The organism is Stutzerimonas stutzeri, from assembly GCF_002890915.1.
GTDB lineage: Bacteria > Pseudomonadota > Gammaproteobacteria > Pseudomonadales > Pseudomonadaceae > Stutzerimonas > Stutzerimonas stutzeri_AF.
Genome location: NZ_POUT01000001.1, coordinates 211935 through 237864, shown reverse-complemented (window position 1 = coordinate 237864; position 25930 = coordinate 211935). Strand labels below are relative to the sequence as shown.

Genomic DNA, 25930 nt, shown 5'->3' with positions numbered 1-25930 from the left:
CCGCGAGAGACGCGAAGGGACAGGGACGTCCCTTCGCGGCGTGCCCCTGGAGCGGCGATGGAGTGAAACGGAGCGTAGCGGAGTAACAGCCGCAGGCTGGCCCGGAGGGCGAGCGAAGCGAGTAACGGACCCGGAGCGAAGCGCAGGGCCGGATGCAGGGGCAAGCGTTTTTGCTTACTTTTTTCGCGACTGAAAAAAGTGAGTCGCCCAGCAGGGCGAAACCAATCTCTCAAGCAACTCGCTAAACGCCAGTGAAAGCAAAACTTTCATTCAACACACCCAAACTTGCCAGTCCGGTGTCAATCCTTGCTTCCCCAAGAAAGCGCGATGAACCACAAAAAAGGGAGGCCGGAGCCTCCCTCAGCAACCTTCACGCCTTCGTATCAGAACAGTACCCGGCTACGGATGGTGCCATTGACGTGCTGCAGCTTCTCCAGCGCCAGGTCGGAATACTCCTTGTCCACGTCGATCACCACGTAGCCGACCTTCTCGTTGGTCTGCAGGAACTGGCCGCAGACGTTGATGCCGTTGTCGGCGAACACCTTGTTGATCTCGCTCATCACGCCCGGAATGTTCTGGTGGATGTGCAGCAGGCGGTGCTTGCCCGGGTGCGACGGCAGGGCCACTTCGGGGAAGTTGACCGAGGACACCGAGGTGCCGTTGTCGCTGTACTTGACCAGCTTCTCGGCCACTTCCAGGCCGATGTTGGCCTGCGCTTCGGCCGTCGAGCCGCCGATGTGCGGGGTGAGGATCACACGGTCCAGGCCGCGCAGCGGGCTTGCGAACTCCTCGTCGTTGGAGCGCGGCTCCACCGGGAACACGTCGATGGCGGCGCCGATCAGGTGTTCGTCCTTGATCGCGGCGGCCAGGTGGTCCAGCTCGACCACGGTGCCGCGGGCGGCGTTGATCAGGATGCCGCCCTTCTTCATCGCGCGGATTTCCTTCTCGCCGATCATCCACTGGGTGGACGGCAGTTCCGGCACGTGCAGCGAAACGATGTCGCACATGCCCAGGAGGTCGTACAGCGAGCCGACCTGGGTGGCATTGCCCAGCGGCAGCTTGGTCACCACGTCGTAGAAGTAGACCTGCATGCCCAGTGCCTCGGCTAGCACCGAAAGCTGGGTGCCGATGGAGCCGTAGCCGATGATGCCGAGCTTCTTGCCGCGGATCTCGAACGAGTTGGCCGCCGACTTGATCCAGCCGCCGCGGTGGCAGGAGGCGTTCTTCTCGGGGATGCCGCGCAGCAGCAGGATGGCTTCGGCGAGCACCAGCTCGGCCACCGAACGGGTGTTGGAGTAGGGCGCGTTGAACACCGCGATGCCGCGCTCGCGGGCGGCGTTGAGGTCGACCTGGTTGGTGCCGATGCAGAAGCAGCCGACGGCGATCAGCTTCTTCGCCGCGTCGAAGACCTCTTCGGTCAGCTGGGTGCGCGAGCGGATGCCGATGAAGTGGGCATCGGCGATCTTCGCCTTCAGCTCGTCGCCGGACAGCGCGGTCTTGAGGTATTCGATGTTCGAGTAACCGGCGGCCTTCAGGGTGTCGATGGCATTCTGGTGAACGCCTTCCAGAAGAAGGAACTTGATCTTGCTCTTGTCGAGAGAGGTCTGGCTCATCTGCATTAAAACCTTTAAGGCCGGAGGTTATCACTGATGTGTCCAGCGAAGGCTGACCGAACCGGCGGGAGCGGTGTCGGAAGTCTGCCGAGGCACGTTTCAAAGGGGGGCGTATGCTAGCATACGAGCCCCGCGAAACACCCCCATCCCTGTGCTGAAGCGTGCTCAGGGTGACCATGAATCGTATGAGAGTTCCCGTGATGACCGATCCCGCCTTGATCGATGAGCTGAAAACCCTGGTCGAACCCGGCAAGGTATTGACCGACGCCGATTCGCTGAACGCCTACGGCAAGGACTGGACCAAGCATTTCGCCCCGGCGCCCTCGGCCATCGTCTTCCCCAAGACCATCGAGCAGGTGCAGGCCATCGTCCGCTGGGCCAACCAGCACAAGGTCGCGCTGGTGCCCTCGGGCGGGCGCACCGGGCTTTCCGCCGCGGCCGTGGCGGCCAACGGCGAGGTGGTGGTGGCCTTCGACTACATGAACCAGATCCTCGACTTCAACGCCACCGACCGCACCGTGGTCTGCCAGCCGGGCGTGGTCACCGCCGTCCTGCAGCAGTTCGCCGAGGACAAGGGCCTGTACTACCCGGTGGACTTCGCCTCCGCCGGCTCCAGCCAGATCGGCGGCAACATCGGCACCAATGCCGGCGGCATCAAGGTGATCCGCTACGGCATGACCCGCAACTGGGTTGCCGGGCTCAAGGTCGTCACTGGCAAGGGCGACCTGCTGGAACTGAACAAGGACCTGGTCAAGAACGCTACCGGCTATGACCTGCGCCAGCTGTTCATCGGCGCCGAGGGTACGCTTGGATTTGTAGTGGAAGCGACCATGCGCCTGGAGCGCCAGCCGACCAACCTCACGGCGATGGTGCTCGGCACGCCGGACTTCGATTCGATCATGCCGGTGCTGCATGCCTTCCAGGACAAGCTGGACCTGACCGCCTTCGAATTCTTCTCCGACAAGTGCCTGGACAAGATCCTCGGCCGTGGCGACATCCCTGCGCCCTTCGAGACGCGCGCGCCCTTCTATGCGCTGCTGGAATTCGAGGCCACCACCGAGGAGCGCGCCGAGCAGGCGCTGGCGACCTTCGAGCATTGCGTCAACGAAGGCTGGGTGATCGACGGCGTGATGAGCCAGAGCGAGCAGCAGCTGCAGAACCTGTGGAAACTGCGCGAGTACATCTCCGAGACCATCAGCCACTGGACGCCGTACAAGAACGACATCTCGGTCACCGTGTCGAAGGTGCCGGCCTTCCTCGCCGACATCGACGCCATCGTCACCAGCAACTACCCGGACTTCGAGGTGCTCTGGTACGGCCATATCGGCGATGGCAACCTGCACCTGAACATCCTCAAGCCCGAGGCGCTGTCCAAGGAAGAGTTCTTCGACAAGTGCGCGTCGGTGAACAAGTGGGTGTTCGAGACCGTCGAGAAGTACAACGGCTCGATCTCCGCCGAACACGGTGTCGGCATGACCAAGCGCGACTATCTCGAGTACAGCCGCTCGCCGGCCGAGATCGCCTACATGAAGGCGGTCAAGGCGGCATTCGACCCGAACGGCATCATGAACCCCGGCAAGATCTTCGCGGCCTGACCGGGCCCAGGGATATCAGGAGTCTTCGATGAGCTACCAGCACCACTACACCGATGGCACGCCGATCCACTTCCCGCTGGGCAAGGTGGTCTGCATCGGCCGCAACTATGCCGAACACGCCAGGGAGCTGAACAACCCGGTACCGAGCGAGCCGCTGCTGTTCATCAAGGCCGGCAGCTGCGCCGTGCCGCTGGAAGGTGGCTTCGGCATTCCCGCCGACCGCGGCGCGGTGCACTACGAAGCGGAGATCGCCGTGCTGATCGGCAAGCCGCTGTCGCGCAAGCCGAACGAGGAAGAGGTGCGCGACGCCATCTCCGGCTTCGCCCCGGCTCTGGACCTGACCCTGCGCGACGTGCAGGCCAGGCTCAAGGAAAAGGGCCATCCGTGGGAGATCGCCAAGAGCTTCGACGGCGCCTGCGTGCTGGCGCCCTTCGTGCCGGGCGATGCGGTGGAGGACCTGAACGACATCGGCATCCGCCTGAGCATCAACGGCGAGGTCCGCCAGGACGGCAACAGCAACCAGATGCTCAACGCCATCGTGCCGTTGTTGCAGCACATCGCCGGGCATTTCAGCCTGCAACCGGGCGACGTGGTGCTGACCGGCACGCCGGCCGGCGTCGGCCCGCTCGAGCAGGGCGACCAACTGGTGCTGGAGCTGGTCGGGCTGTCGCGGTTCGAGAGCCGCGTGCTCTGATCTCCCCGCCGCGGCGGGACTCCCCCGCCGCGTTTGCCGCTTCCTCGCGGGCCGTACTGTAATCCGGCACCCTCCGCTGGAATGCTTCCCATGGCCGTTCGTTGTTCCCGTTGGCGCCTGCTCGTCGCCGTCGTCCTGTCGCTGCTGTTCGTCGCGCTGCTCGTCGCCGGGCGCCTGCTGCACTGGGACGATCAGCTGCAGCTGTACTGGGACGAACGTTCGGCCAGCCCGGAGCAGCGTGCGGCGGGCATCTGGTTGCCGGACTACCAACTGGTGCTGGAAACCACGCTGGCCGGCCTGGAGGAAGATGAAACCTCCGGGCTGACCTGGAACCCGCTGACCGGCACGCTGTTCACCGTGACCGGCCGGAATCCGCAACTCGTCGAGTTCACGCCCGCCGGCGTCGTCTTGCGGCGTATCCGCCTGAGCGGCTTCGCCGACCCGGAAGCGGTGGAAGCGCTGGGCGACGGCCGCCTGGCGATCGTCGACGAGCGCCGTCGGCTGGTCGCGGTGTTCCGCCTGGAACCGGACGTGGCAACGCTGGATCTGGATGACCTCGCCAGCTATGACCTGGGCTTCGCCGATGCCGGCAACAAGGGCTTCGAGGGGCTGGCCTGGAACCCGCATACGCAACGCCTGCTGCTGGCCAAGGAACGCGACCCGCAGGGGCTGTTCGAGCTGCCCTTCCCCGGCGAGGACGGTGCCGTCGGTGCGCTGCAGGCGCTGCCCAGCCAGCCGCTGCTGGTGCGCGACCTGTCGTCGGTGACGATCGATCCGCGCAGTGGCCATACCCTGCTGCTCTCCGACGAGTCGCGCCTGTTGGTGGAGCTCGACCTGCAGGGGCAGCCGCGCAGCTTCATCAGCCTGTTCGGCGGCCTCAACGGTCTGGCGCACGGCATTGCGCAGGCCGAGGGCGTCGCCATGGATGGCGAGGGCAACATCTATGTGGTGGGCGAGCCGAACCGCTTCTACGTGTTCAGCCGCAAGCGCTGAGGCGCAGTGCGCCCGTTAAGCCTGAGCTAAGCCCGGCCGGACGCAATCGCGATGCCAGAAAACTAGAAGAGCGCAGGTGTCATGCGCGCATTGAAATTCCTTCTGGCGAACCGGGCCCGTTCTACGTGTCCCGCAAGTGATCCGGGTGGCCGGCTGTCGCGCTGACCACCCGGCGCCGGTCAGGTGACCGGTGCGGCGCTCTCGTCCTGCAGCGCCGCATCGGGGGCATGGCGGCGAACCGAGTCGCAGCCCTGTTCGGCGCTGTGCAGGCTGGCATACATCTGGCTCTGGCCGACGACCTGGCCATTGGTGGCCTTGAGCACGAAGTAGTGCTTGCCGTTGCTGGATTCCTTGATCTCGAACGCACCTTCGCGCACGGCGTTCTTGCGTACCGAGTCGATGCCGTTCAGCGCCGAGGCATGGGCCTTGTATTGTTCGCTGGACAGCACGACCTGGCCGTTGCTGGCCAGCAGGTTGAAATGGAACTGGCCGTTGCTGGATTTCTTCAGCTGGAACTTGCCGGACATGGCGACACCCTCCTGTTGGTGGTCTGCGCTTGCTGGTGATGCAGCAAAGGCAAGCGTAGCCGCAAGCGGGGGATATCGCCGCTTCGCTTCAGCGTTCCAGTGTCTGCACGCCGCTTGCGGTGCCGAGCAGCAGGATATCGGCCGGCCGCATGGCGAACAGGCCATTGCTGACCACGCCGACAATGTCGTTGATCTTGCCTTCCAGCTCCGGCGCGAAGCCGATCATCAGGTTGTGCACGTCGAGGATGACGTTGCCGTTGTCGGTCACCACGCCTTCACGGTAGACCGGGTCGCCGCCGAGCTTGACCAGCTCGCGCGCGACGTGGCTGCGCGCCATGGGAATGACTTCCACCGGCAGCGGGAAGGTGCCGAGCTGCTCGACCAGCTTGCTGCCATCGGCAATGCAGATGAAGGTCCTGGCCACCGCCGCGACGATCTTCTCGCGGGTCAGCGCCGCGCCGCCGCCCTTGATCAGCTCGAGGTGCTTGTTGGCTTCGTCGGCGCCGTCGACGTAGAACTCCAGTTCGCTCACCGTGTTCAGGTCGTAGACCGGGATGCCGTGCTGCTTCAGGCGCTCGGCGGTGGCCTCGGAGCTGGCCACCGCACCGTCGAAGAAGCCCTTGTGCCGAGCCAGCAGGTCGATGAAGAAGTTGGCGGTGGAGCCGGTGCCGACGCCGACGATGCTGCGGTCGTTGAGCTTGGGCACGATATGGTCGACGGCGGCCTGGGCGACGGCCTGCTTGAGCTGATCCTGGGTCATGGGAGGGTCCGGGCGGGAAGACGGGGTGTCGATTATAGCCCTGCGTCGCCGACGGGTCTCGCCCGCCGGCTGTACCGGCATTTTTGCGTGCGCATTGTCTGTGGTCGAGGCCGGTGTCGCGGAGTAGACTCGCCGGATTGCCCGCAATTCCCGCCAAGATAGCCAGAATGCTCGAACACTACGTCAAGAAGATCCTCACCTCGCGCGTCTACGACGTCGCCATCGAAACCCCGCTGCAGCCTGCCCGCCAGCTGTCCGAACGCATCGGCAACCAGATTCTGCTCAAGCGCGAGGATCTGCAGCCGGTGTTCTCCTTCAAGGTCCGTGGCGCCTACAACAAGCTGGCACAGCTTTCGCCCGAGGAACTGGCACGCGGCGTGGTCACCGCCTCGGCCGGCAACCATGCGCAGGGCGTGGCGCTGGCGGCCAAGCAGCTGGGCATCAAGGCGACCATCGTCATGCCGCGCACCACCCCCGAGCTGAAGGTGCAGGGCGTGCGCGCCCGCGGCGGCAAGGTGGTGCTGCACGGCGACGCGTTCCCCGAGGCGCTGGCCTATTCGCTGAAGCTGGTGGAAGAGAAGGGCTATGTCTATATCCACCCCTACGACGATCCTGACGTGATCGCCGGCCAGGGCACCGTGGCGATGGAAATCCTGCGCCAGCACCAGGGGCCGATCGACGCGATCTTCGTGCCGGTGGGCGGCGGCGGGCTGGTGGCCGGGATCGCCGCTTACGTGAAATACCTCTATCCGCACACCAAGGTGATCGGCGTCGAGCCGGACGATTCCAACTGCCTGCAGGCGGCCATGGCCGCCGGCCAGCGGGTGGTGCTCGATCAGGTCGGGCTGTTCGCCGACGGCGTGGCGGTGGCGCAGATCGGCGAGCACACCTTCGACATCTGCCGGCGCTACGTCGACGAGGTGATCACCGTCAGCACCGACGAGATCTGCGCGGCGATCAAGGACATCTACGACGACACCCGCTCGATCACCGAGCCGGCCGGCGCGCTGGGCGTGGCCGGGATCAAGAAGTACGTCGAGCGCGAGGGGGCCAGCGGCCAGGTGCTGGTGGCCATCGATTCGGGCGCCAACGTCAATTTCGACCGCCTGCGCCACGTCGCCGAGCGCGCCGAGCTGGGCGAGAAGCGCGAGGCGATCATCGCCGTCACCATTCCCGAGCAGCCGGGCAGCTTCAAGGCCTTCTGCGAGGCCATCGGCAAGCGCCAGATCACCGAGTTCAACTACCGCTACCACACCAACCGCGAGGCGCACATCTTCGTCGGCGTGCAGACCCACCCGGAAACCGATCCGCGCGCGGCGCTGGTGGAGAGCCTGCGCGAGAAGGGCTTCCCGGTGCTCGACCTGACCGACAACGAGCTGGCCAAGCTGCACACGCGGCACATGGTCGGCGGCCATGCGGCCGGGGTCAGCGACGAACGGGTGCTGCGTTTCGAATTTCCCGAACGGCCCGGCGCGCTGTTCAATTTCCTCAACAAGCTGGGCGGGCGCTGGAACATTTCCATGTTCCACTACCGCAACCATGGCGCCGCCGATGGCCGCGTGGTCGCCGGGCTGCAGGTGCCGGAGCAGGAACTGCACCTGCTGCCGGCGGCGCTGGACAAGATCGGCTACCGCTACTGGGATGAAAGCGACAACCCGGCCTACAAGCTGTTTCTCGGCTGAGCGAACGGGCTGCCAGGAGAGCACATGGAACACTACCTGCTGCTGAGAATCGTCCACGCCGTATCGGCGGTGCTGCTGATCCTCGGGCTGATCGCCCACGTGCTGTTGCTGTGGAAGGCCTGGCGCGGCGGCGATGCCGCGCTGCTGCAGCGCAAACTGCGGCGTACCCGGCTGATTGCCCTGCCGCTGCTGGCATTGCTGGCGCTGAGCCTGCCGGCCAGCGGCTGGTGGCTGGCGCACCTGGCCGGCTGGCCGCTGGGCCAGCTGTGGCTGCTGGCCAGTTCGCTGCTGTTCGTCCTGCTGTTGCCGCTCGGGTTGCTGCTCGCCGGGCGCCTGCGCGCCTGCGCGACGCTGGGCGATACACCGGCACCGGCGCGCCTGCTGCGCTTTGCCCTCGCCTATGCCGGGCTGATCCTGCTGGTGCTGCTGGCGATCAGCGGCCTGATGGGCGCCAAGCCGGCCTGATTCCTCCCGCCCGGCCTGGCCGCTGCGCTGCCTCAGCGCAGCGAGATGATCTGCCAGCCGCGCTCTGCGGCGGTCTTGCGCAGGGTCGGGTCCGGGTCGACCGCCACCGGGTGGCTGACGCGCTCGAGCAGCGGCAGGTCGTTGCGCGAATCGCTGTAGAAATAGCTGCCCTCCAGGGTTAGCGCGTTCTCCGCCAGCCAGCGCTCGATGCGCGCCACCTTGCCTTCCTGGAAGCAGGGGATGTCGGTGAGGCGCCCGGTGTAGCGGCCATCCTCCATCCCGCATTCGGTGGCCAGCAGGGTGTCGACGCCCAGCCGTGCGGCGATCGGGCCGGTGATGAATCGGTTGGTGGCGGTGATGATCACCACCCGGTCGCCGGCCTCGAGATGCTGGCGCAGCAGCGCCTCGCCCTTGGCCAGCACGATTGGCTCGATGAAGTCGCGCATGAACTCCGCGTGCCATTGCTGCAGCTGCGGCAATTCGCTGCGGCCGAGGATTTCCTGGCAGAAGTTCTGGTAGGCATGCACGTCGAGGCTGCCGGCGAGGTAGTCCTGGTAGAAGGCATCGTTGCGCGCCCTGTAGCTGTCGGCATCGACGATGCCGCGCTGGCACAGGTATTCGCCCCAGGCGTGGTCGCTGTCACCGGCCAGCAGGGTGTTGTCGAGATCGAATAGAGCCAGGCGCACGGATGGTTTCCTCGGACTGTTGGGGAGGCACCAAGCATAACGGTTGGCGCGCCTGTGCGGCAGCCTCGGCGATGACCGCGTGCGGTGCCGCGCCGAGGCTCTCCTGCGCCGGATGGCCGCTTGCCGTGCTTTCGACTCGTTGCGGTTTTGTGGAACAATGCCGCGACATGCGTCAGCGAGGTTGTATGCCGTGATCGATTCCGATGGTTTTCGCCCCAATGTCGGCATCATCCTGACCAATGATGTCGGTCAGGTGCTCTGGGCTCGGCGGATCAATCAGGATGCCTGGCAATTTCCGCAGGGCGGGATCAATGCCCGTGAAACGCCGGAAGAGGCTCTGCTGCGCGAGCTCAACGAGGAAATCGGCCTGGAGGAGCAGGATGTGAACATCCTCGCCTGCACCCGCGGCTGGTTGCGTTATCGTCTGCCGCAGCGTCTGGTGCGCACCCATAGCCAGCCGCTGTGCATCGGCCAGAAGCAGAAATGGTTCCTGCTGCGCCTGACCAGTACCGAGGAGCGGGTGCGCATGGACCTGACCGGCAAGCCCGAGTTCGACGGCTGGCGCTGGGTCAGCTACTGGTACCCGCTGGGACAGGTGGTCACATTCAAGCGCGAGGTCTATCGTCGCGCACTTAAAGAACTCGCCCCGCGTCTGCCGGTGCGGGACTGAGACGAGGAGAAAGCCTCTGAGCATGCTCGGCACGCTGCGCAAGATTGTCCAGGAAGTGAATGCCGCCAAGGACCTCAAGGCGGCATTGGGCATCATCGTGCTGAGAGTCAGGGAGGCCATGGGTAGCCAGGTCTGCTCGGTCTATCTGCTCGATCCGGAGACCGAACGCTTCGTCCTGATGGCCACCGAAGGCCTCAACAAGCGCGCCATCGGCAAGGTCAGCATGGCACCCAACGAGGGCCTGGTCGGCCTGGTCGGCACCCGCGAGGAGCCGCTCAACCTCGAACACGCTTCCGAACATCCCCGCTATCGCTACTTCGCCGAGACCGGCGAGGAACGCTACGCCTCCTTCCTCGGCGCGCCGATCATCCACCACCGGCGGGTGATGGGCGTGCTGGTCATCCAGCAGAAGGAACGCCGCCAGTTCGACGAGGGCGAGGAGGCCTTCCTGGTCACGATGAGCGCGCAGCTCGCCGGCGTCATCGCCCACGCCGAGGCGACCGGTTCGATCCGCGGTCTCGGCCGCCAGGGCAAGGGCATCCAGGAAACCCGTTTCGTCGGCATTCCGGGCGCGCCGGGTGCTGCGGTCGGGACCGCCCTGGTGGTGCTGCCGCCGGCCGATCTCGAAGTGGTGCCGGACAAGACCGTCGACAACATCGAAGCCGAGCTGACGCTGTTCGAGGCGGCGCTGGAAGCGGTACGCGCCGATATGCGCGGGCTTTCGGAAAAGCTCGCCACGCAGATGCGCAAGGAAGAGCGTGCGCTGTTCGACGTGTACCTGATGATGCTCGACGACTCCGCCCTCGGCGGCGAAGTGGTCAAGGTGATCCGCACCGGCCAGTGGGCCCAGGGCGCGCTGCGCCAGGTGGTCAACGAGCACGTGCGGCGCTTCGAGCTGATGGACGATGCCTACCTGCGCGAGCGTGCCTCGGACGTCAAGGACATCGGCCGGCGCCTGCTTGCCTATCTGCAGGAAGCCCGCCAGCAGACCCTGGTCTACCCCGACAAGACCATCCTGGTCAGCGAGGAACTGTCGCCGGCGATGCTCGGCGAGGTGCCGGAAGGCAAGCTGGTCGGCATGGTCTCGGTGCTCGGCTCGAGCAACTCGCACGTCGCCATCCTCGCCCGCGCCATGGGCATTCCCACGGTGATGGGGGCGGTGGACCTGCCGTATTCCAAGGTCGATGGGATCGAGCTGATCATCGACGGCTACCGCGGCGAGATCATCACCAACCCCGGCAAGGTGCTGCGCGAACAGTACGAAGTGCTCGCCGAGCAGGAGCGCCAGCTCTCCGAGGGGCTCGACGTGCTGCGCGAGCTGCCCTGCGAGACCACCGACGGCCATCGCATACCGCTGTGGGTCAACACCGGCCTGCTCGCCGACGTGGTGCGTGCCCAGGAGCGCGGCGCCGAGGGCGTCGGCCTGTACCGCACCGAAGTGCCCTTCATGATCAAGGAGCGCTTCCCCAGCGAGAAGGAGCAGATGGCCATCTACCGCGAGCAGCTGGAGGCCTTCCATCCGCTGCCGGTGACCATGCGCAGCCTCGATATCGGCGGCGACAAGTGCCTGCCGTATTTCCCGATCAAGGAAGAAAACCCCTTCCTCGGCTGGCGCGGCATCCGCGTCACCCTCGACCATCCGGAAATCTTCCTGCTGCAGGCCCGCGCCATGCTCAAGGCCAGCGCCGGGCTGAACAACCTGCGCATCCTGCTGCCGATGATCTCCGGTATCCGCGAACTGGAAGAAGCGTTGCACCTGATCCACCGCGCCTGGTGCGAGGTGCGCGACGAAGGGCTCGACGTGCGGATGCCGCCGGTGGGGGTGATGATCGAAGTGCCCGCGGCGGTCTACCTGACCCGTGAACTGGCGCGCCTGGTCGACTTCATTTCGGTCGGCTCCAACGACCTGACCCAGTACCTGCTGGCCGTGGACCGCAACAACCCGCGGGTCGCCGACCTCTACGACTACCTGCATCCGGCCGTGCTGGAAGCGCTGCAGCGGGTGGTCAATGAAGCGCATGGCGAAGGCAAGCCAGTGAGCATCTGCGGCGAGATGGCCGGCGATCCGGCGGCGGCCATGCTGCTGCTGGCGATGGGCTTCGACAGCCTGTCGATGAACGCCACCAACCTGCCCAAGGTGAAATGGCTGCTGCGCCAGGTCAGCATGGATACCGCCCAGCAACTGCTGGGCCGGGTCATGCTCCTCGACAGCCCGCAGGTGATCCACAGCACCGTGCAGCTGACCCTGCGCAATCTCGGCCTGAGCAAGCTGATCAATCCTTCCGCTGCCGTCTGAGGTGCTGGGGTGCCCTCAGGCCCCCGGCGGATGGCGATAGTGCACCTCGCCCAGTGGACCTTGCGGGCCGAAGCTGCGTTCGAGAATATCCAGCGTGCCGTCGGCCCGGCGGATCAGCGCGGTGCTGGCGCGGGTGCCGTATTCCGGGCTGGCAATGAAGATGCTCGACAACCGCCGTTCCCATTCCAGCGATACCCCGGTGCGTGGCAGCTCGTGCTCGGCGGCCGGCTGCGTATCGGCGAGCAGCTCCAGCAGGTGCTCCGGATCGGGCCGGGCGAGCTGGCTGGCCAGGGCCGCGCGCGCCCGGGTCAGTTTCGGCCAGGGGGTATCCAGGCCGGCGTTGGACAGCCCATAGAGGCCGGGCGCGAGCGGTCGTGGTTCGCCGGTGTGCGAATGCAGATGCCAGAGTTGTCGGTGATCGCCGACCAGCAGATTGAATCCCGCATAGTCGGCGCAGCGTCCGGCCAGCTCGGCCAGGTAATCGCCCGGCGTCAGCTCGCCGCGCAGGTAACGCTCCGGTAGCTCGCCGCGCGAACGCAGGCCCGGCGGCTGGCCGGGCGCGCGGATGTTGGTCAGCGCGGCGAAACGTCCGCGCGCGGTGATGCCCAGCCAGGTGCCACCGGCCTGCAGGTCGCGCCCGCCGACGATCCAGGGCGCGTCCTCCCAGCAGCCCAGCGGCAGGCTGGGGCGCGCATGGAATTCATCGCGGTTGGCGGCCAGCACCAGCGGCAGTGCATGTTCCGGGCGCCAGGCGAAAACGATCAGGCACATGGGGTCGCTCGGTGGAAGGTTCGAAGCGAGAGCTTGAAGCCAACTGGCCGGCTCGGCAACCGCGTTCGGCTTCCGCCCGCTTTTTCGGCTACCATGCCGCTTTGCCTTGCGGATGGACCACATGGAGTTTCTGCTGTATCTGCTGCTGGGGAGCTTCGCCGGTGTGCTGGCCGGGCTGTTCGGCGTCGGCGGCGGAATGATCATCGTCCCGGTGCTGGTCCTGAGCTTCACCGCACACGGCTTCTCGGAGCAGGTACTGACCCATCTGGCCGTCGGCACTTCGCTGGCGACGATCGTCTTCACCTCGATCAATTCGATCCGGGCGCACCATCGCAGAGGCGCGGTGCGCTGGCCGATCGTGCTGTGGATGACCCTCGGCATTCTCGTCGGCGCCGCGCTCGGCTCGCTGACCGCGGCGGCCATCCAGGGGCCGATGCTGCAGAAGATCATCGGCGTGTTCGCCATCCTCATGGCGATCCAGATGGTGCTCGACATCAAGCCCAAGGCCTCGCGCGGCGTGCCGGGCAAGCCGGGGCTGACCGTGGCCGGCGTTGTGGTCGGCTGGGCTTCGGCAATCTTCGGCATCGGCGGTGGTTCGCTGACGGTGCCCTTTCTCAGCTGGCGCAGCGTGCCGATGCAGCAGGCGGTGGCCACTTCCGCGGCCTGCGGCCTGCCGATCGCCATCGCCGGTGCGCTGAGTTTCATGCTGGTCGGCTGGCACGATCCGCAACTGCCGGAATGGAGCTTCGGCTTCATCTACCTGCCCGCGCTGGTCGGCATTGCCATCACCAGCATGTTCTTCGCGCGTATCGGCGCGAACCTTGCGCATCGGCTGTCGGCCAGGGTCCTGAGACGGTTGTTCGCTCTGCTGCTGCTGAGCGTCGGCATCAATTTTCTTGTTTGAGGAGGCGCGGATGCTGCCCTACCCGCAGATCGATCCGGTGGCGATCGCCATCGGCCCGCTACAGATTCACTGGTACGGCCTGATGTACCTCGTCGGCATCGGCGGCGCCTGGTGGCTGGCATCGCTGCGGGTGCAGCGCTTCGCGCCGGAATGGCCGAAGGACAAGCTGTCGGACTTGGTGTTCTGGGTGGCCATGGGCGTGATCGTCGGTGGGCGCCTGGGTTACGTGCTGTTCTACGACCTGGCTGCCTACATCAATCAGCCCAGCCTGATCCTGCAGGTGTGGAAGGGCGGCATGTCGTTCCATGGCGGGCTGATCGGCGTGCTGCTGTGCTCCTGGATCTTCGCCCGGCGCAACGGCAAGAGCTTCTTCGAACTGATGGACTTCATCGCGCCCTTCGTGCCGATCGGCCTGGGTGCCGGACGCATCGGCAACTTCATCAACGCCGAGCTGTGGGGCAAGGCTTCCGACGTGCCCTGGGCGATGGTCTTCCCCACCGATCCGCAGCAGCTGGCGCGGCATCCGTCGCAGCTCTACCAGTTCGCCCTGGAAGGCGTTGCGCTGTTCGTCATCCTCTGGCTCTATTCGCGCAAGCCGCGGCCGACCATGGCGGTGTCCGGGCTGTTCGCGGTGTGCTACGGCATCTTCCGCTTCATCGTCGAATTCGTCCGCGTGCCGGACGCGCAGCTGGGTTACCTGGCGTTCGGCTGGCTGACCATGGGCCAACTGCTGTGCATCCCCATGGTGTTGCTCGGCGTCGGCATGATCGCCTGGGGTTATCGGCGCGACGCTTCCAACGCCCCGGCCTGACAGGCCGTTGCCCGGCTCGTCGCAGTGTACGCGACAAGCCGGGCCCGGCCTTTTACTATTCGCGCAGCCTTTTCCCCTCCGAGCCCATCGATGAAACAGTACCTCGACCTGATGCGCCATGTGCGCGAACACGGCACCTTCAAGAGCGATCGCACCGGCACCGGCACCTACTCGGTGTTCGGCCATCAGATGCGTTTCGACCTGGGCCAGGGCTTCCCGCTGGTGACCACCAAGAAGTGCCATCTGCGCTCGATCATCCACGAGCTGCTGTGGTTTCTCAAAGGCGACACCAACATCGCCTACCTGAAGGAAAACGGTGTCTCGATCTGGGACGAGTGGGCCGACGAGAACGGCGATCTCGGCCCGGTCTACGGCTACCAGTGGCGTTCCTGGCCGGCGCCGAACGGCGAGTCCATCGACCAGATCGCCAACCTGCTGGCGATGATCAGGAAGAACCCGGATTCGCGCCGGCTGATCGTCTCGGCCTGGAACCCGGCGCTGGTCGAGCAGATGGCGCTGCCGCCGTGCCACGCGCTGTTCCAGTTCTACGTCGCCGACGGCAAGCTCAGCTGCCAGCTCTACCAGCGCTCGGCGGACATCTTCCTCGGCGTGCCCTTCAACATCGCCAGCTACGCGCTGCTGACGCTGATGATGGCGCAGGTCTGCGACCTCGAGCCGGGCGAGTTCATCTGGAGCGGCGGCGACTGCCACCTGTACGCCAACCACCTGGAGCAGGCCGACCTGCAGCTGACCCGCGAACCGCTGCCGCTGCCGACGATGAAACTCAACCCGGCGGTGAAGGACCTGTTCGCCTTCCGCTTCGAGGATTTCGAGCTGGTCGGCTACGAGGCGCATCCGCACATCAAGGCACCCGTCGCTGTCTGACTTTGGTCGGGTTTGCCGCTGCGGATAACCTGACTGTCATGTTTGCCGTATAGACTCGACCACTCAGGGATTCTCAGGGGTCGAGTCATGCGCAGGGTCGTGTTCAATCAGAAGGGCGGGGTCGGCAAGTCGAGCATCGCCTGCAACCTGGCGGCGGTCAGCGCGTCGCAGGGCTACCGCACGCTGCTGGTGGACCTGGATGCCCAAGCCAACTCCACCCACTACCTGACCGGGCTCACCGGCGACGCGGTGCCCACCGGCATCGCCGATTTCTTCAAGCAGGTGCTGGCCGGTGGCAGCGCCGGCAAGAAGGCGCGCCCGCCGATCCTCGAGACGGCCTTCGACAACCTGCACCTGGTCAGCGCCACCGCCGAACTGGCCGACCTGCAGCCCAAGCTGGAGGCCAAGCACAAGATCAACAAGCTGCGCAAACTGCTCGACGGCCTGGCCGAGGAGTACGACCGACTCTACCTGGATACGCCGCCGGCACTGAACTTCTATACCGTTTCGGCGCTGATCGCGGCCGACCGCTGCCTGATTCCCTTCGACTGCGACAGCTTCTCGCGTCAGGCGCTGTACGGCCTGCTGGAGGAGATCGAGGAGCTGAAGGAGGACCACAACGAGACGCTCGAGGTCGAGGGCATCGTGGTCAACCAGTTCCAGCCGCGGGCGGCACTGCCACAGCAAATGATCGAGCAACTGCTCGGCGAAGGCCTGCCGGTGCTGCCGGTCAACCTGATGAACTCGGTGCGGATGCGCGAATCGCACCAGGCCTGCATGCCGCTGGTCTACTTCGACCCGCGGCACAAGCTGAGCCAACAGTTCGTCGAGCTGCACGACCTGCTCGAAGGGCAGGGTTGAGCGGGGCGCCGCCGCCGGGGATTGGCGTGGATGCAGCCCGTCGGGCTTCGGCGTTGCGCACTCCAGGCTACGCGCCACCCTTCACCGATCGATCTCGTAGGTTGGGTTGAGCGCAGCGAAGCCCAACGCATGCGGGTGGGATGTTGGGCTTCGGTGCTGCGCCCCTCAACCCAACCTACGTGTTCCATCCTGCCGCTTCGCTCTCCCCGGCCTCAATCCTCGGCGCGCCGTTCGAGCTTCTTGCCCAGCCGCGAGGCGTAGAGTTCGCCGATCATGCCGCGGCGGAATACCAGCACGCAGACCATGAAGATGATTCCGGTGACCAGCGTCACCGGCAGCTCGGAGGTAGCGAAGTAGTTGCCCAGGGTGGTCACCAGCGCCGCGCCGAAGATCGGCCCGACCAGGGTGCCGATGCCGCCGAGCAGGGTCATCAGCACCACCTCGCCGGACATCTGCCAGCTGACGTCGGTCAGCGTGGCGAACTGGAACACCAGCGCCTTCAGCCCGCCGGCCAGCCCCGCCAGCGCGGCGGACATGACGAAGGCGCCGAGCTTGTAGCGCGACACCGTGTAGCCGAGGGAGATCGCGCGGTTCTCGTTCTCGCGGATCGAGCGCAGGATCATGCCGAACGGGGAGTGGATGACGCGCCAGATCACGAACATCCCGGCGAGGAACACCGAGAGCACGAAGAAGTACATGTACAGCGGCTCCTCGAGATCGATGAAGCCGAACAGATGCCCGCGCGGAATGCCCTGGATGCCGTCCTCGCCATGGGTGAAGCCGGCCTGCAGGCAGAAGAAGAAAAACATCTGCGACAGCGCCAGGGTGATCATCGTCGAGTAGATGCCCTGCCGGCGGATCGCCAGGAAGCCGATGACCAGCCCGAGAAACGCCGCGCCGGCGACGCCGACGAGAATGCCCAGTTCCGGCGGCAGGCCCCATTCCTTCACCGCGTGGGCGGTGAAATAGGCCGAGCCGCCGAAGAACGCCGCATGGCCGAAGGAAAGGATGCCGGTGTAGCCGAGCAGCAGGTTGAAGGCGCAGGCGAACAGCGCGAAGCACAGCACCTTCATCAGGAAGATCGGGTAGAAGTAGAACGGCGCCAGGGCCAGCGCGAGGATGCCGATCAGGATCAGCACGGTTTCCAGGCGCAGCAGCGGGCGCTTGGTCGGCGTGATCGTGCCGGTGGCTTGGCTGTTCATCAGGCGTCCCTCCCCATCAGGCCGGCCGGGCGCACCAGCAGTACGATGGCCATGATCACGAAAATCACGATGTTCGATGCCTCGGGATAGAACACCTTGGTCAGCCCCTCGAGAATGCCCAGCATGTAGCCGGTGATGATCGCGCCGAGAATCGAGCCCATGCCGCCGACCACCACCACGGCGAACACCACGATGATCAGGTTCGAGCCCATCAGCGGGCTGACCTGGTAGATCGGCGCGGCGAGAATGCCGGCCAGCCCGGCCAGTGCCGCGCCCATGCCGTAGGTGAAGGTCAAGAGCAGCGGCACGTTGATGCCGAAGGTGCGCACCAGCGTCGGGTTTTCGGTGGCGGCGCGCAGGTAGGCGCCGAGCTTGGTCTTTTCGATCAACAGCCAGCTGGCGATGCAGATCGCCAGCGAGGCCAGCACCACCCAGGCGCGGTACTTGGGCAGGAACATGAAGCCCAGGTTGTAGCCGCCGGCCAGCTCCTTGGGCACCGCATAGGGTTGCCCGGATGAGCCGTAGTAGTAGCGGAAGGCACCTTCCAGGGCCAGCGCCAGGCCGAAGGTGAAGAGCAGGCTGTAGAGGTGGTCGAGGTTGTACAGCCGCGACAGTGCCACACGCTCGACCACCGCGCTGCACAGGCCGACCACGATCGGTGCGAGGATCAGCGCCGGCCAGTAGCCGATGCCCAGGGTGGCCAGCAGCAGGTAGCCGGCGAAGGCGCCGATCATGTACTGCGCGCCGTGGGCGAAGTTGATGATCTTCAGCATGCCGAAGATGATCGCCAGGCCCAGGCTGAGCATGGCGTAGAACGAGCCGTTGATCAGGCCGATGAGCAGCTGGCCGAGGAACGCCTGGATCGGCACATCGAAAATCGTCGTCATCAGACCCCCAGGACTTCGTTGAGCATGGTCATGCGGCCAGGCAGTTCGTCGACGACGAAGGTATCGATGACCTTGCCGTGATCCACCACGTAGAAGCGGTCGGCGACCTTGCTGGCGAAGCGGAAATTCTGCTCCACCAGCAGGATGGTCATGCCGCGCTGCTTGAGTGTCACCAGCACCTCGCCGATGCGCTGGATGATCACCGGCGCCAGGCCTTCGGTGGGTTCGTCGAGCAGCAGCAAGCGGGCGCCGGTGCGCAGGATGCGCGCCATCGCCAGCATCTGCTGCTCGCCGCCGGAAAGCTTGGTGCCCGGGCTCTTGCGGCGTTCCTCGAGGTTGGGGAACAGCTGGTAGATCTCCGCCAGGCTCATGCCGCCCTTGGCGATCACCGGTGGCAGGGTGAGGTTTTCCTCGACGGTAAGCGTGGAGAAGATGCCGCGCTCCTCCGGCACGTAGCCGATGCCGTGGCGCGCGGTGCGGTGCAGCGGCACGCGCAGCATGTCCTTGCCGTCGAAGCGGATGCTGCCGCTGCGCTTGCGGATGATGCCGACGATGGCGCGCAGCGCGGTGGTCTTGCCCACGCCGTTGCGCCCGAGCAGGGTCACCGTCTCGCCTTGATGAACGTCCAGGTCGATGCCGTGCAGGGCGTGGCTTTCGCCATACCAGGCGTTGAGGTCGCGTACCGACAGCAGGGGTGCGCTTTCAGTCATGTTCGGTCCCCATGTAGGCCACGCGCACGCGCTCGTCCTGGCTGACCGTGCGGTAGTCGCCGGAGGTGAGGATTTCGCCGCGTTGCAATACGGTCACCTGATGGCACAGGTCGGCGACCACCTTGAGGTTGTGCTCGACCATCAGCACGGCGCGCTGGGTGGCGACCTCGCGGATGATCTCGGCGACCACGTGCACGTCCTCATGGCCCATGCCGGCCATGGGTTCGTCGAGCAGCAGCACCTTGGGCTCCAGTGCCAGGGTGGTGGCGATTTCCAGTACGCGCTTGCGTCCGTAGGAGAGGTCGGCGGCCAGCTCGTGGCGCTTGTCGGCCAGGCCGACCGCTTCGATCAGCTGCATGGCGCGCTCGTTCAGGCGGTTGAGCGAGCGCATCGGCAGCCAGAACTGGGTGGCCAGCCCGCCCGGGCGCTGCAGGGCCACGCGCACGTTGTCCAGCACCGACAGGTGCGGGAACACCGCGGAAATCTGGAACGAACGCACCAGGCCCATCCGGGCCACCTTGGCCGGATCGGTGCGGGTGATATCGTGGTCGAGCAGGCGGATGCTGCCAGCGGTGGGCTGCAGGAACTTGGTCAGCAGGTTGAACACCGTGGTCTTGCCCGCGCCGTTGGGGCCGATCAAGGCGTGCACCCGGGCATGGCGCACGTCCAGATCGACGTTGTTGACCGCGACGAAGCCGCCGAACTCACGGCGCAGGCCGCGCGCCGAGAGCACCACGGGCGCGTCCTGCTCGACCTCGCTGGCCGGCGAACCGGCGAAGCCGGCGTGAGCTGCGGCGGCCATGCTCATTGCCCGGCCAGATCGCAGCCGCTGTCGGCCGGCTTGATGTAGGCCTCGTCGCCCGGCACGGTGGCCAGCACCTTGTAGTAGTCCCAGGCGCGCTTGCTTTCCTCGGGCTTCTTCACCTCCATCAGGTAGACGTCGCTGATCAGCCGGCCGTTGGCGCCGACCTTGGCGTTGCGCGCGAAGACGTCGTCCACCGGCATCTCGTGCATCGCCTTGGCCACCGGCTCGGTGGCATCGGTGCCGGCCTTCTCGATGGCCTTGAGGTACTGCATCACGCCCGAATAGGTGCCGGCATGGACCATGTTCGGCATGCGCCCGGTGCGCTTGAAGAAGCGTTCGCCGAACTCGCGCGACTTGTCGTCGCGGTCCCAGTAGAAGCTTTCGGTCAGGGTCAGCCCCTGCGCGGCGTCGAGGCCCAGGCCGTGCACCTCGGCGAGGGTGAAAAGCAGCGCGGCGAGGCGCTGGCCGCCGGCGACGATGCCGAATTCCGCCGCCTGCTTGATGCTGTTGGAGGTATCCAGGCCGGCGTTGGCCAGGCCGATGACCTTGGCCCCGGAGGATTGTGCCTGCAGCAGGAACGACGAATAGTCGGTGGTCGCCAGGGGGTGGCGGACCGCGCCCTTGACCTCGCCCCCCTTGGATTTGACGAACGTCGCGGTCTGCTCCTCCAGCGAATAGCCGAAGGCGTAGTCGGCGGTGAGGAAGTACCAGCTGTCGCCGCCCTGGGATACCAGTGCGCCACCGGTGCCGACTGCCAGCGCGTGGGTGTCGTAGGCCCAGTGGAAACCATAGGGCGAGCATTGCTTGCCGGTCAGCTCGGTGGTGGCGGCGCCGGTGACCAGGTCGATCTTCTTCTTGCTCTTGGAAATGCCCTGCACTGCCAGCGCCACCGAGGAGGTGGTCAGCTCCATGATCGAGTCGACCTGCTCGCGGTCGTACCACTGGCGGGCGATGTTGGAGGCGATGTCCGGCTTGTTCTGGTGGTCGGCGGTGACGATCTCGATCGGCGCGTCCAGCACCTTGCCGCCGAAATCCTCGGCCGCCATCTTCGCCGCCTCGTATGACCATTTGCCGCCGAAATCGGCATACACGCCGGACTGGTCGTTGAGGATGCCGATCTTCACCTTGCCGTCGGAAATCTCGGCCGAGGCGGGAACGGCGATAGCCGCCGTCAGGGTTGCCGCTGCAATTGCTGGAAGCTTCATGCGTATCTCCTTGCACGATGGACCGTTACAGGACAACCCCGCCCGGAGCTGTCGAGGACGGCGCGGGGTCTAGGGGAAAACGGGGCAGGTACGCGCGAACGCGGTCGCGCAGGTCAGCTCGGGGCATGCGGTGAAAGGCGCCTGCAATGCGAGCCATCCGGGCACTGTGGCCCCGCGAGCGTTGCGGTGGCGGGGGAAGCGGGATGGGGAGCGCAGCCGGAGTAGGGTCGCAGCGATGGTCATGGGCGCCTTCTTCTTATTGTTTATTGTTGTTCTAGAAACTAAACGTAGCAGGGGATTTCGCGGAAGCAACTGCGCGGCGGATGTTTCGTGTCGCGGTGGGTGGGGGCGTTTCGGGGCTGGACGCGTTGCACGTCGCTGCCGGGCCGGCCGGGAGAAGGGGGGGCGGGCGCCGTGGTTCGCGGCGCCGGTCGGGGTCAGCGCGCCACCAGCACGTCGCAAGGCGGTTGGTCTAGAAATTGCCGGGTCAGGCTGCCGAGCAGGGCGCTGCTGAGTTCGCCGCGGCTGTGTCCGCCCAGCGCCAGCAACTGCGGTTGCAGCTCGCCGATGGCGGCTTCCAGGCAATTGCTGCGCTCGCCCTGGTAGAGGCTGTAGCTGAGCCGCACGCCGCTGTCCGGCAGCCAGGCCTGGATGTCCTCGAGCAACTGGTCGAACAGCTCCTGCTGCAGGGCCAGGCCGCTCTCGTCCGGGCCGTGCACTTCGGCCACTTCATCGACGTTCAGTGCATGCAGCTCGGCGCCGGCCGGCAGCAGGCGCCAGGCGCATTGCAGGGCGCGGGTGGCGCAGGGCGAGAAGTCCAGGGCAGCCAGGGCCTGGCTGTAGGGCGTCTCTGCCGGGGCGATTGCCAGCAGCAGCGGTGCCGGGGTGGCGAGCAGGATGCGTTCCAGGGTAGTGCCGGCGAAGCCCTGGGTCGAATCGCGGTGATGGCGGCCGAGTACCAGCAGGTCCGCCTCCAGCCCGCGGGCCTGGGTCAGTACTTCCTCGACGGGGTTGCCGCGGCGAAGCCAGGGCTGCTGGTCGCCCAGCCCGTTGTGCTGCAGGCGGTTTTGCAGGAGGCTGCGTGCGGCGACCTCGTCGGCCCCGTTGTCGCGCTCGTCGAGCACGTGCAGCAGGCTCAGGCGCGCCCCGCTCTGCCGGGCCAGCTGGGCGCCGCGCTGCAGGGCCCGGTCGGCTTCCGGAGTCAGATCGTGGGCAACGAGAATGTGCTGAACCATGGCGGCCTCGGAACGCTGGCGGGAAACCGCGAGTATGCCGCGCCGGCGCGCTTCTGTCCGCTGGTGCGTCGTCGCGCTCGGCGAGGATGGCGCTGCCGTGGGTTGATTGAGCGCAACAAGTTTGCCGCTGGCGGCGACTCGCGCTTTTGTCGGGACGGTCCTGCCGCTATGCTTGCCGGCATTCGAGCAGGAGTGAAGGATGAGCAAGGTCAGTGTGCTGGTGGTGGATGACGCGCCCTTTATCCGCGACCTGGTGAAGAAGGCGCTGCGTGGCCACTTCCCGGGTATCCGCATCGAGGACGCGGTCAACGGGCGCAAGGCCCAGCAGATGCTCACGCGCGAGCGCTTCGACCTGATCCTCTGCGACTGGGAAATGCCGGAAATGTCCGGGCTCGAGCTGCTGACCTGGTGTCGTGCGCAGGATGCGCTGAAGGCCCTGCCGTTCATCATGGTCACCAGCCGCGGCGACAAGGAGAACGTGGTGCAGGCGATCCAGTCCGGCGTGTCGGACTTCATCGGCAAGCCGTTCTCCAACGAGCAGCTGACCAGCAAGGTGCGCAAGGCCCTGGGCCGCGCCGGCAAGCTCGACGCCCTGGCCGCCAGCGCGCCGGTCAGGAACATGGCCACCGGCATGGCCAACGATTCGCTGGCCGCGCTGACCGGCGGCAAGGCCGAAGTGGTGCGCCCCGCTGCGCCACCAGCCGCAGCTGCGCCGGCGCCCCTGGTGCAGGCGCCGGCCAAAGCGGCGACCACTGCCGCCGGGCGCGGCCAGGGCCAGTTGCGACTGGCTTCGGGCACCCTGGCCTGCGTGATCAAGGCCCTCAGCCTCAAGGATGCACAGCTGGTGATCAGGCGCGGCGAAACGCTGCCGCAGGTACTTGAAAGCGCCGTGCTCGACCTGGAGCAGGGCGAGGGCGGCGAAATCGCCCGTCTCAACGGCTACCTGCATGCGGTCGCGGCGTTCGAGCCCAAACCCGACAGCGAGTGGCTGCAGCTGTCCTTGCGCTTCGTCGACTGCGACCCGCAGAAGCTCGACTACCTGTCGCGGCTGATCGCCCGCGGCACGGCGCAACGGCATTTCATTCCCGGCGCCTGAGAAGCGGTTCAGCCTGAGCCGGTCCTGGGCCGTTGGCTGACCGTTCGGCGGTTGCCGCGCCACACAAGCTGATCGGCGTCACACCCCGACGGTCGGTGGCTCGCACAGGCGCAACGCCACTGCTAGGCTTGCCGCTCCAACACCCTGACCGTTAGAACTCTGCCGTTATGCTGGGGCGCCTTCTCCTGTTGCTCGGGCTGCCGCTGCTGGCCTCGCCGGCGCTGGCCCTGACCATCTACAAATACACCGATGCCAATGGCGTGGTGACCTACAGCGACCAGGCCGCCCCTGGTGCGCAGGTGTTCGTCTTCCGCGATCGCATGGTGGAAAAGACCGATACCCAGGTCAGGCTGGAGACCCGCAAGCACGCCGCCGGCGAGACGCTGCTGGTACGCAACGATCTCTACGCGCCGGTGGACATCGAACTCAAGCTGGACAACGTCGAGAACGCCGTCGGTGCGCCGGCCAAGCCGATCCGCTGGATCCTGCCGCCGCGCAGCCAGATCCGCCTGGCGACCCTGGCGCCGCGCGATGCCTCCAAGCCGCTGAAATACACGCCCAGGCTGCGCCACGCCCTGGGCGACCCGCGCCTGCTGCCCAAACCCTACAAGTATCCGCTGCCCTGGCGCGGCGGGCCGTTCCGCCTGACCCAGGGCGCCAATGGCCAGTACAGCCACTTCACTCCGAAAGGCCGTTATGCGATGGACATCGCCATGCCCGAGGGCACGCCGATCATTGCCGCGCGCGGCGGCGTGGTGGTGAAAGTGGAGAACGAACAGAGCGGGCGGGGCAACAACCCGGCCGGCAACTTCGTGCGCATCATCCACGACGACGGCACCATGGGCGTCTACCTGCACCTGATGCAGGGTTCGGTGGCCGTGCGCGAAGGCCAGCGGGTGGAAACCGGTACGCGCATCGCCCGTTCCGGCAACACCGGCAACAGCACCGGCCCGCACCTGCATTTCGTCGTGCAGCGCAACGTCGGCCTGGCCATCGAATCGATTCCCTTCGACTTCTCCCAGCCGGTCGACAGCCTGCCGAACTTCGCCGTCGGCGGGGAATAGGGAATAGATAGCTACAAGCTTCAAGTAAAAGCGGAAAAGCGCTCGTGTAGGTCGGTTCACGCTTTACCGACCCGGCGAGTGGGGGGCAGGGTGGATGTAAAAAGCGACATCCACCCTATACTCGCTTGCAGCTGCTTCACCCCTGCTTGAGCACCTTGGCCAGGACGATCTTCGGCCCGCGCATCTTCTTGATGACGATCTGCAACCCTTCGACCTGCAGCTCCTCGTTCTCCTCGGGCACTCGCTTGAGGGTTTCGTAGATCAGGCCGGCCAGGGTTTCGGCCTCGATGTGGTCGAGGTCGACGTGCAGCAGGCGCTCGACCTTGAACAGCGGCGTGTCGCCGCGCACCAGCAGCTTGCCCGGCTGGTAGGCGAGGATGCCGCGCTCGGTCTTGCGGTGCTCGTCCTGGATATCGCCGACCAGCACTTCCAGCACGTCCTCCATGGTCAGGAAGCCGATGACCTTGTGGTCGCCTTCCTCCACCAGGACGAAATGCGCACCGCCCTGGCGGAACTGCTCGAGCAGCTCGCTCAGCGGCATGTGCTTGGACACCCGTTCCAGCGGCCGCAGCAGCTCGTCGAGATCGAAATGCTCGGCCAGCCCGTCATCGCCGGCCAGCGCCAGCAGCAGGTCCTTGATGTGCAACAGGCCGACGTACTCGCCCTGTGCGCTGTCATAGACCGGATAGCGGCTGTACTTGTGGCGGCGGATCACCTCGAGGATTTCCGCCAGCGGCGCGCCGTGCTCGAGCTGCAACAGGTCCTCGCGGGAGTTGGCCCAGTCGACGACCTCCAGCTCGCTCATCTCCACCGCCGAGGCCAGCACCTGGATCTGCTGGTCGCTGGGGTCGCGTGCGCGGTTGGAATGCAGGATCAGCTTGAGTTCTTCGCGGCTGTAGTGGTGCTCGTGATCGGCGCCGGGCTCGCCCTGGCCGGCAATGCGCAGGATGGCGTTGGCGCTGGCGTTGAGTAGGTAGATCGCCGGGTACATCAGCCAGTAGAACAGATACAGCGGGGCGGCCGTCCACAGCGACAGCAGCTCGGGCTTGCGGATCGCCCAGGACTTGGGCGCCAGCTCGCCGACCACGATGTGCAGGTAGGAAATGATGAAGAACGCGGTGAAGAAGGCGATGCCGTGCACCAGCGCCGGCGACTGGATGCCGAGGGCGGCCAGCAGCGGTTCGAGCAGGTGGGCGAAGGCCGGTTCGCCGACCCAGCCGAGGCCCAGCGAAGCCAGGGTGATGCCCAGCTGGCAGGCTGACAGGTAGGCGTCGAGCTGGGTGTGCACGGTGCGCAGGATGTGCCCGCGCCAGCCGTGCTGGCTGGCGATGGCGTCCACCTTGGTGGCGCGCAGCTTGACCATGGCGAACTCGGCGGCGACGAAGAAGCCGTTGAGCAGCACGAGGAACAGGGCGAAGAGGATCAGGCCGAAATCGGCGAAGTAGGAGGAGGCGGCGTAACTGGGGGAAGGGTCCATGAATAGTTCGAAGAGCCGAAGGAGCGCACAGCATGG

25 protein-coding genes are annotated in these 25930 nt (G+C 66.0%); 13 read left to right on the top strand and 12 right to left on the bottom strand.

Annotated features, from left to right (window positions below):
• Positions 1-383 precede the first annotated feature (383 nt).
• Positions 384-1613 carry a phosphoglycerate dehydrogenase gene (serA, locus tag CXK94_RS01105; RefSeq protein ID WP_102893328.1) on the bottom strand — a complete coding sequence of 410 codons (1230 nt, stop codon included), beginning with the start codon at positions 1611-1613 and terminating at the stop codon, positions 384-386.
• 200 nt (positions 1614-1813) lie between these two features.
• On the opposite strand from serA, the gene CXK94_RS01100 reads away from it, so the two are divergent.
• From CXK94_RS01100 to CXK94_RS01090, 3 genes are all read left to right on the top strand, one after another.
• A complete protein-coding gene (locus tag CXK94_RS01100) occupies positions 1814-3208 on the top strand; it encodes an FAD-binding oxidoreductase (RefSeq protein ID WP_102892949.1) in 1395 nt (464 codons plus the stop codon).
• A 28-nt stretch (positions 3209-3236) separates the two neighbouring features.
• On the top strand, positions 3237-3902 hold the full coding sequence (locus CXK94_RS01095; protein WP_102892948.1) for a fumarylacetoacetate hydrolase family protein: 666 nt from the start codon (positions 3237-3239) through the stop codon (positions 3900-3902).
• A 90-nt stretch (positions 3903-3992) separates the two neighbouring features.
• Positions 3993-4895: an SdiA-regulated domain-containing protein gene (locus CXK94_RS01090; RefSeq protein WP_102892947.1), complete on the top strand. Its 903-nt coding sequence runs from the start codon at positions 3993-3995 to the stop codon at positions 4893-4895.
• 179 nt (positions 4896-5074) lie between these two features.
• Here the strand turns inward: CXK94_RS01090 and CXK94_RS01085 are convergent, their stop codons facing one another.
• Positions 5075-5422 (bottom strand): YegP family protein, encoded by a 348-nt coding sequence (locus CXK94_RS01085; protein ID WP_102892946.1) that lies wholly within the window; start codon positions 5420-5422, stop codon positions 5075-5077.
• An 88-nt stretch (positions 5423-5510) separates the two neighbouring features.
• Positions 5511-6182: a ribose-5-phosphate isomerase RpiA gene (gene rpiA, locus CXK94_RS01080; RefSeq protein WP_102892945.1), complete on the bottom strand. Its 672-nt coding sequence runs from the start codon at positions 6180-6182 to the stop codon at positions 5511-5513.
• Positions 6183-6340: 158 nt separating this feature from the next.
• Here rpiA and ilvA point away from each other — a divergent pair, with 158 nt between their 5' ends.
• Both ilvA and CXK94_RS01070 read left to right on the top strand, forming a co-directional pair.
• Positions 6341-7864, top strand: a complete 1524-nt coding sequence (ilvA, locus tag CXK94_RS01075) for a threonine ammonia-lyase, biosynthetic (protein WP_102893327.1) — start codon at positions 6341-6343, stop codon at positions 7862-7864.
• Positions 7865-7888: 24 nt separating this feature from the next.
• A complete protein-coding gene (locus CXK94_RS01070; RefSeq protein ID WP_102892944.1) occupies positions 7889-8329 on the top strand; it encodes a DUF2269 family protein in 441 nt (146 codons plus the stop codon).
• 32 nt (positions 8330-8361) lie between these two features.
• Here the strand turns inward: CXK94_RS01070 and CXK94_RS01065 are convergent, their stop codons facing one another.
• A complete protein-coding gene (locus CXK94_RS01065) occupies positions 8362-9015 on the bottom strand; it encodes an HAD family hydrolase (protein WP_102892943.1) in 654 nt (217 codons plus the stop codon).
• A gap of 190 nt (positions 9016-9205) precedes the next feature.
• Between CXK94_RS01065 and CXK94_RS01060 the strand changes: the two genes are divergently transcribed.
• Both CXK94_RS01060 and ptsP read left to right on the top strand, forming a co-directional pair.
• Entirely contained in the window at positions 9206-9685 is a 480-nt protein-coding gene (locus CXK94_RS01060; RefSeq protein WP_037043199.1) for an RNA pyrophosphohydrolase, read from the top strand.
• 22 nt (positions 9686-9707) lie between these two features.
• Complete coding sequence (ptsP, locus tag CXK94_RS01055; RefSeq protein WP_102892942.1) at positions 9708-11981, top strand: phosphoenolpyruvate--protein phosphotransferase; 2274 nt, start codon at positions 9708-9710, stop codon at positions 11979-11981.
• Between the two features lie 15 nt (positions 11982-11996).
• Here ptsP and CXK94_RS01050 read toward each other — a convergent pair whose 3' ends face one another.
• Positions 11997-12752, bottom strand: a complete 756-nt coding sequence (locus CXK94_RS01050) for an NRDE family protein (RefSeq protein WP_102892941.1) — start codon at positions 12750-12752, stop codon at positions 11997-11999.
• A gap of 121 nt (positions 12753-12873) precedes the next feature.
• Between CXK94_RS01050 and CXK94_RS01045 the strand changes: the two genes are divergently transcribed.
• The 4 genes from CXK94_RS01045 (at position 12874) to CXK94_RS01030 (ending at position 16213) form a co-directional block, all read left to right on the top strand.
• Positions 12874-13656, top strand: coding sequence for a sulfite exporter TauE/SafE family protein (locus CXK94_RS01045; RefSeq protein WP_037043176.1), 783 nt, complete (start codon positions 12874-12876; stop codon positions 13654-13656).
• A 10-nt stretch (positions 13657-13666) separates the two neighbouring features.
• Positions 13667-14467: a prolipoprotein diacylglyceryl transferase gene (gene lgt, locus CXK94_RS01040; RefSeq protein WP_037043178.1), complete on the top strand. Its 801-nt coding sequence runs from the start codon at positions 13667-13669 to the stop codon at positions 14465-14467.
• Between the two features lie 90 nt (positions 14468-14557).
• Positions 14558-15352, top strand: a complete 795-nt coding sequence (locus CXK94_RS01035; protein ID WP_102892940.1) for a thymidylate synthase — start codon at positions 14558-14560, stop codon at positions 15350-15352.
• Positions 15353-15439: 87 nt separating this feature from the next.
• Positions 15440-16213: a ParA family protein gene (locus tag CXK94_RS01030; RefSeq protein WP_102892939.1), complete on the top strand. Its 774-nt coding sequence runs from the start codon at positions 15440-15442 to the stop codon at positions 16211-16213.
• 212 nt (positions 16214-16425) lie between these two features.
• Here CXK94_RS01030 and CXK94_RS01025 read toward each other — a convergent pair whose 3' ends face one another.
• The 6 genes from CXK94_RS01025 to CXK94_RS01000 all read right to left on the bottom strand — a co-directional run bounded on the left by CXK94_RS01025 (position 16426) and on the right by CXK94_RS01000 (position 22257).
• The gene (locus CXK94_RS01025) at positions 16426-17415 is read right to left on the bottom strand and encodes a branched-chain amino acid ABC transporter permease (protein ID WP_102892938.1); all 990 of its coding nucleotides are present in this window, start codon (positions 17413-17415) and stop codon (positions 16426-16428) included.
• Positions 17415-18302: a branched-chain amino acid ABC transporter permease gene (locus CXK94_RS01020; RefSeq protein WP_037043187.1), complete on the bottom strand. Its 888-nt coding sequence runs from the start codon at positions 18300-18302 to the stop codon at positions 17415-17417. The genes CXK94_RS01025 and CXK94_RS01020 overlap by 1 nt, the downstream gene beginning before the upstream one ends.
• A complete protein-coding gene (locus CXK94_RS01015; protein ID WP_102892937.1) occupies positions 18302-19012 on the bottom strand; it encodes an ABC transporter ATP-binding protein in 711 nt (236 codons plus the stop codon). The genes CXK94_RS01020 and CXK94_RS01015 overlap by 1 nt, the downstream gene beginning before the upstream one ends.
• Positions 19005-19814, bottom strand: coding sequence for an ABC transporter ATP-binding protein (locus tag CXK94_RS01010; protein WP_102892936.1), 810 nt, complete (start codon positions 19812-19814; stop codon positions 19005-19007). Before CXK94_RS01010 ends, CXK94_RS01015 begins: the two co-directional genes overlap by 8 nt.
• A gap of 2 nt (positions 19815-19816) precedes the next feature.
• The gene (locus tag CXK94_RS01005; RefSeq protein ID WP_037043198.1) at positions 19817-21022 is read right to left on the bottom strand and encodes an ABC transporter substrate-binding protein; all 1206 of its coding nucleotides are present in this window, start codon (positions 21020-21022) and stop codon (positions 19817-19819) included.
• A gap of 437 nt (positions 21023-21459) precedes the next feature.
• Positions 21460-22257 (bottom strand): universal stress protein, encoded by a 798-nt coding sequence (locus CXK94_RS01000; protein WP_102892935.1) that lies wholly within the window; start codon positions 22255-22257, stop codon positions 21460-21462.
• A 199-nt stretch (positions 22258-22456) separates the two neighbouring features.
• Here CXK94_RS01000 and CXK94_RS00995 point away from each other — a divergent pair, with 199 nt between their 5' ends.
• Together CXK94_RS00995 and CXK94_RS00990 are read left to right on the top strand one after the other, a co-directional pair.
• On the top strand, positions 22457-23353 hold the full coding sequence (locus CXK94_RS00995; RefSeq protein WP_102892934.1) for a response regulator: 897 nt from the start codon (positions 22457-22459) through the stop codon (positions 23351-23353).
• 167 nt (positions 23354-23520) lie between these two features.
• On the top strand, positions 23521-24417 hold the full coding sequence (locus tag CXK94_RS00990) for a peptidoglycan DD-metalloendopeptidase family protein (RefSeq protein WP_102892933.1): 897 nt from the start codon (positions 23521-23523) through the stop codon (positions 24415-24417).
• Between the two features lie 136 nt (positions 24418-24553).
• Here the strand turns inward: CXK94_RS00990 and CXK94_RS00985 are convergent, their stop codons facing one another.
• The gene (locus CXK94_RS00985; RefSeq protein WP_102892932.1) at positions 24554-25894 is read right to left on the bottom strand and encodes a hemolysin family protein; all 1341 of its coding nucleotides are present in this window, start codon (positions 25892-25894) and stop codon (positions 24554-24556) included.
• Between the last annotated feature and the right edge of the window lie 36 nt (positions 25895-25930).

Bases quoted from the DNA above. Each gene is read 5' to 3' on its own strand.
- serA (WP_102893328.1), bottom strand. From the start codon at position 1,613: ATGAGCCAGACCTCTCTCGACAAGAGCAAGATCAAGTTCCTTCTTCTG.
- CXK94_RS01100 (WP_102892949.1), top strand. From the start codon at position 1,814: ATGACCGATCCCGCCTTGATCGATGAGCTGAAAACCCTGGTCGAACCC.
- CXK94_RS01095 (WP_102892948.1), top strand. From the start codon at position 3,237: ATGAGCTACCAGCACCACTACACCGATGGCACGCCGATCCACTTCCCG.
- CXK94_RS01090 (WP_102892947.1), top strand. From the start codon at position 3,993: ATGGCCGTTCGTTGTTCCCGTTGGCGCCTGCTCGTCGCCGTCGTCCTG.
- CXK94_RS01085 (WP_102892946.1), bottom strand. From the start codon at position 5,422: ATGTCCGGCAAGTTCCAGCTGAAGAAATCCAGCAACGGCCAGTTCCAT.
- rpiA (WP_102892945.1), bottom strand. From the start codon at position 6,182: ATGACCCAGGATCAGCTCAAGCAGGCCGTCGCCCAGGCCGCCGTCGAC.
- CXK94_RS01070 (WP_102892944.1), top strand. From the start codon at position 7,889: ATGGAACACTACCTGCTGCTGAGAATCGTCCACGCCGTATCGGCGGTG.
- ptsP (WP_102892942.1), top strand. From the start codon at position 9,708: ATGCTCGGCACGCTGCGCAAGATTGTCCAGGAAGTGAATGCCGCCAAG.
- CXK94_RS01050 (WP_102892941.1), bottom strand. From the start codon at position 12,752: ATGTGCCTGATCGTTTTCGCCTGGCGCCCGGAACATGCACTGCCGCTG.
- CXK94_RS01045 (WP_037043176.1), top strand. From the start codon at position 12,874: ATGGAGTTTCTGCTGTATCTGCTGCTGGGGAGCTTCGCCGGTGTGCTG.
- lgt (WP_037043178.1), top strand. From the start codon at position 13,667: ATGCTGCCCTACCCGCAGATCGATCCGGTGGCGATCGCCATCGGCCCG.
- CXK94_RS01035 (WP_102892940.1), top strand. From the start codon at position 14,558: ATGAAACAGTACCTCGACCTGATGCGCCATGTGCGCGAACACGGCACC.
- CXK94_RS01030 (WP_102892939.1), top strand. From the start codon at position 15,440: ATGCGCAGGGTCGTGTTCAATCAGAAGGGCGGGGTCGGCAAGTCGAGC.
- CXK94_RS01025 (WP_102892938.1), bottom strand. From the start codon at position 17,415: ATGAACAGCCAAGCCACCGGCACGATCACGCCGACCAAGCGCCCGCTG.
- CXK94_RS01020 (WP_037043187.1), bottom strand. From the start codon at position 18,302: ATGACGACGATTTTCGATGTGCCGATCCAGGCGTTCCTCGGCCAGCTG.
- CXK94_RS01015 (WP_102892937.1), bottom strand. From the start codon at position 19,012: ATGACTGAAAGCGCACCCCTGCTGTCGGTACGCGACCTCAACGCCTGG.
- CXK94_RS01010 (WP_102892936.1), bottom strand. From the start codon at position 19,814: ATGGCCGCCGCAGCTCACGCCGGCTTCGCCGGTTCGCCGGCCAGCGAG.
- CXK94_RS01005 (WP_037043198.1), bottom strand. From the start codon at position 21,022: ATGAAGCTTCCAGCAATTGCAGCGGCAACCCTGACGGCGGCTATCGCC.
- CXK94_RS01000 (WP_102892935.1), bottom strand. From the start codon at position 22,257: ATGGTTCAGCACATTCTCGTTGCCCACGATCTGACTCCGGAAGCCGAC.
- CXK94_RS00995 (WP_102892934.1), top strand. From the start codon at position 22,457: ATGAGCAAGGTCAGTGTGCTGGTGGTGGATGACGCGCCCTTTATCCGC.
- CXK94_RS00990 (WP_102892933.1), top strand. From the start codon at position 23,521: ATGCTGGGGCGCCTTCTCCTGTTGCTCGGGCTGCCGCTGCTGGCCTCG.
- CXK94_RS00985 (WP_102892932.1), bottom strand. From the start codon at position 25,894: ATGGACCCTTCCCCCAGTTACGCCGCCTCCTCCTACTTCGCCGATTTC.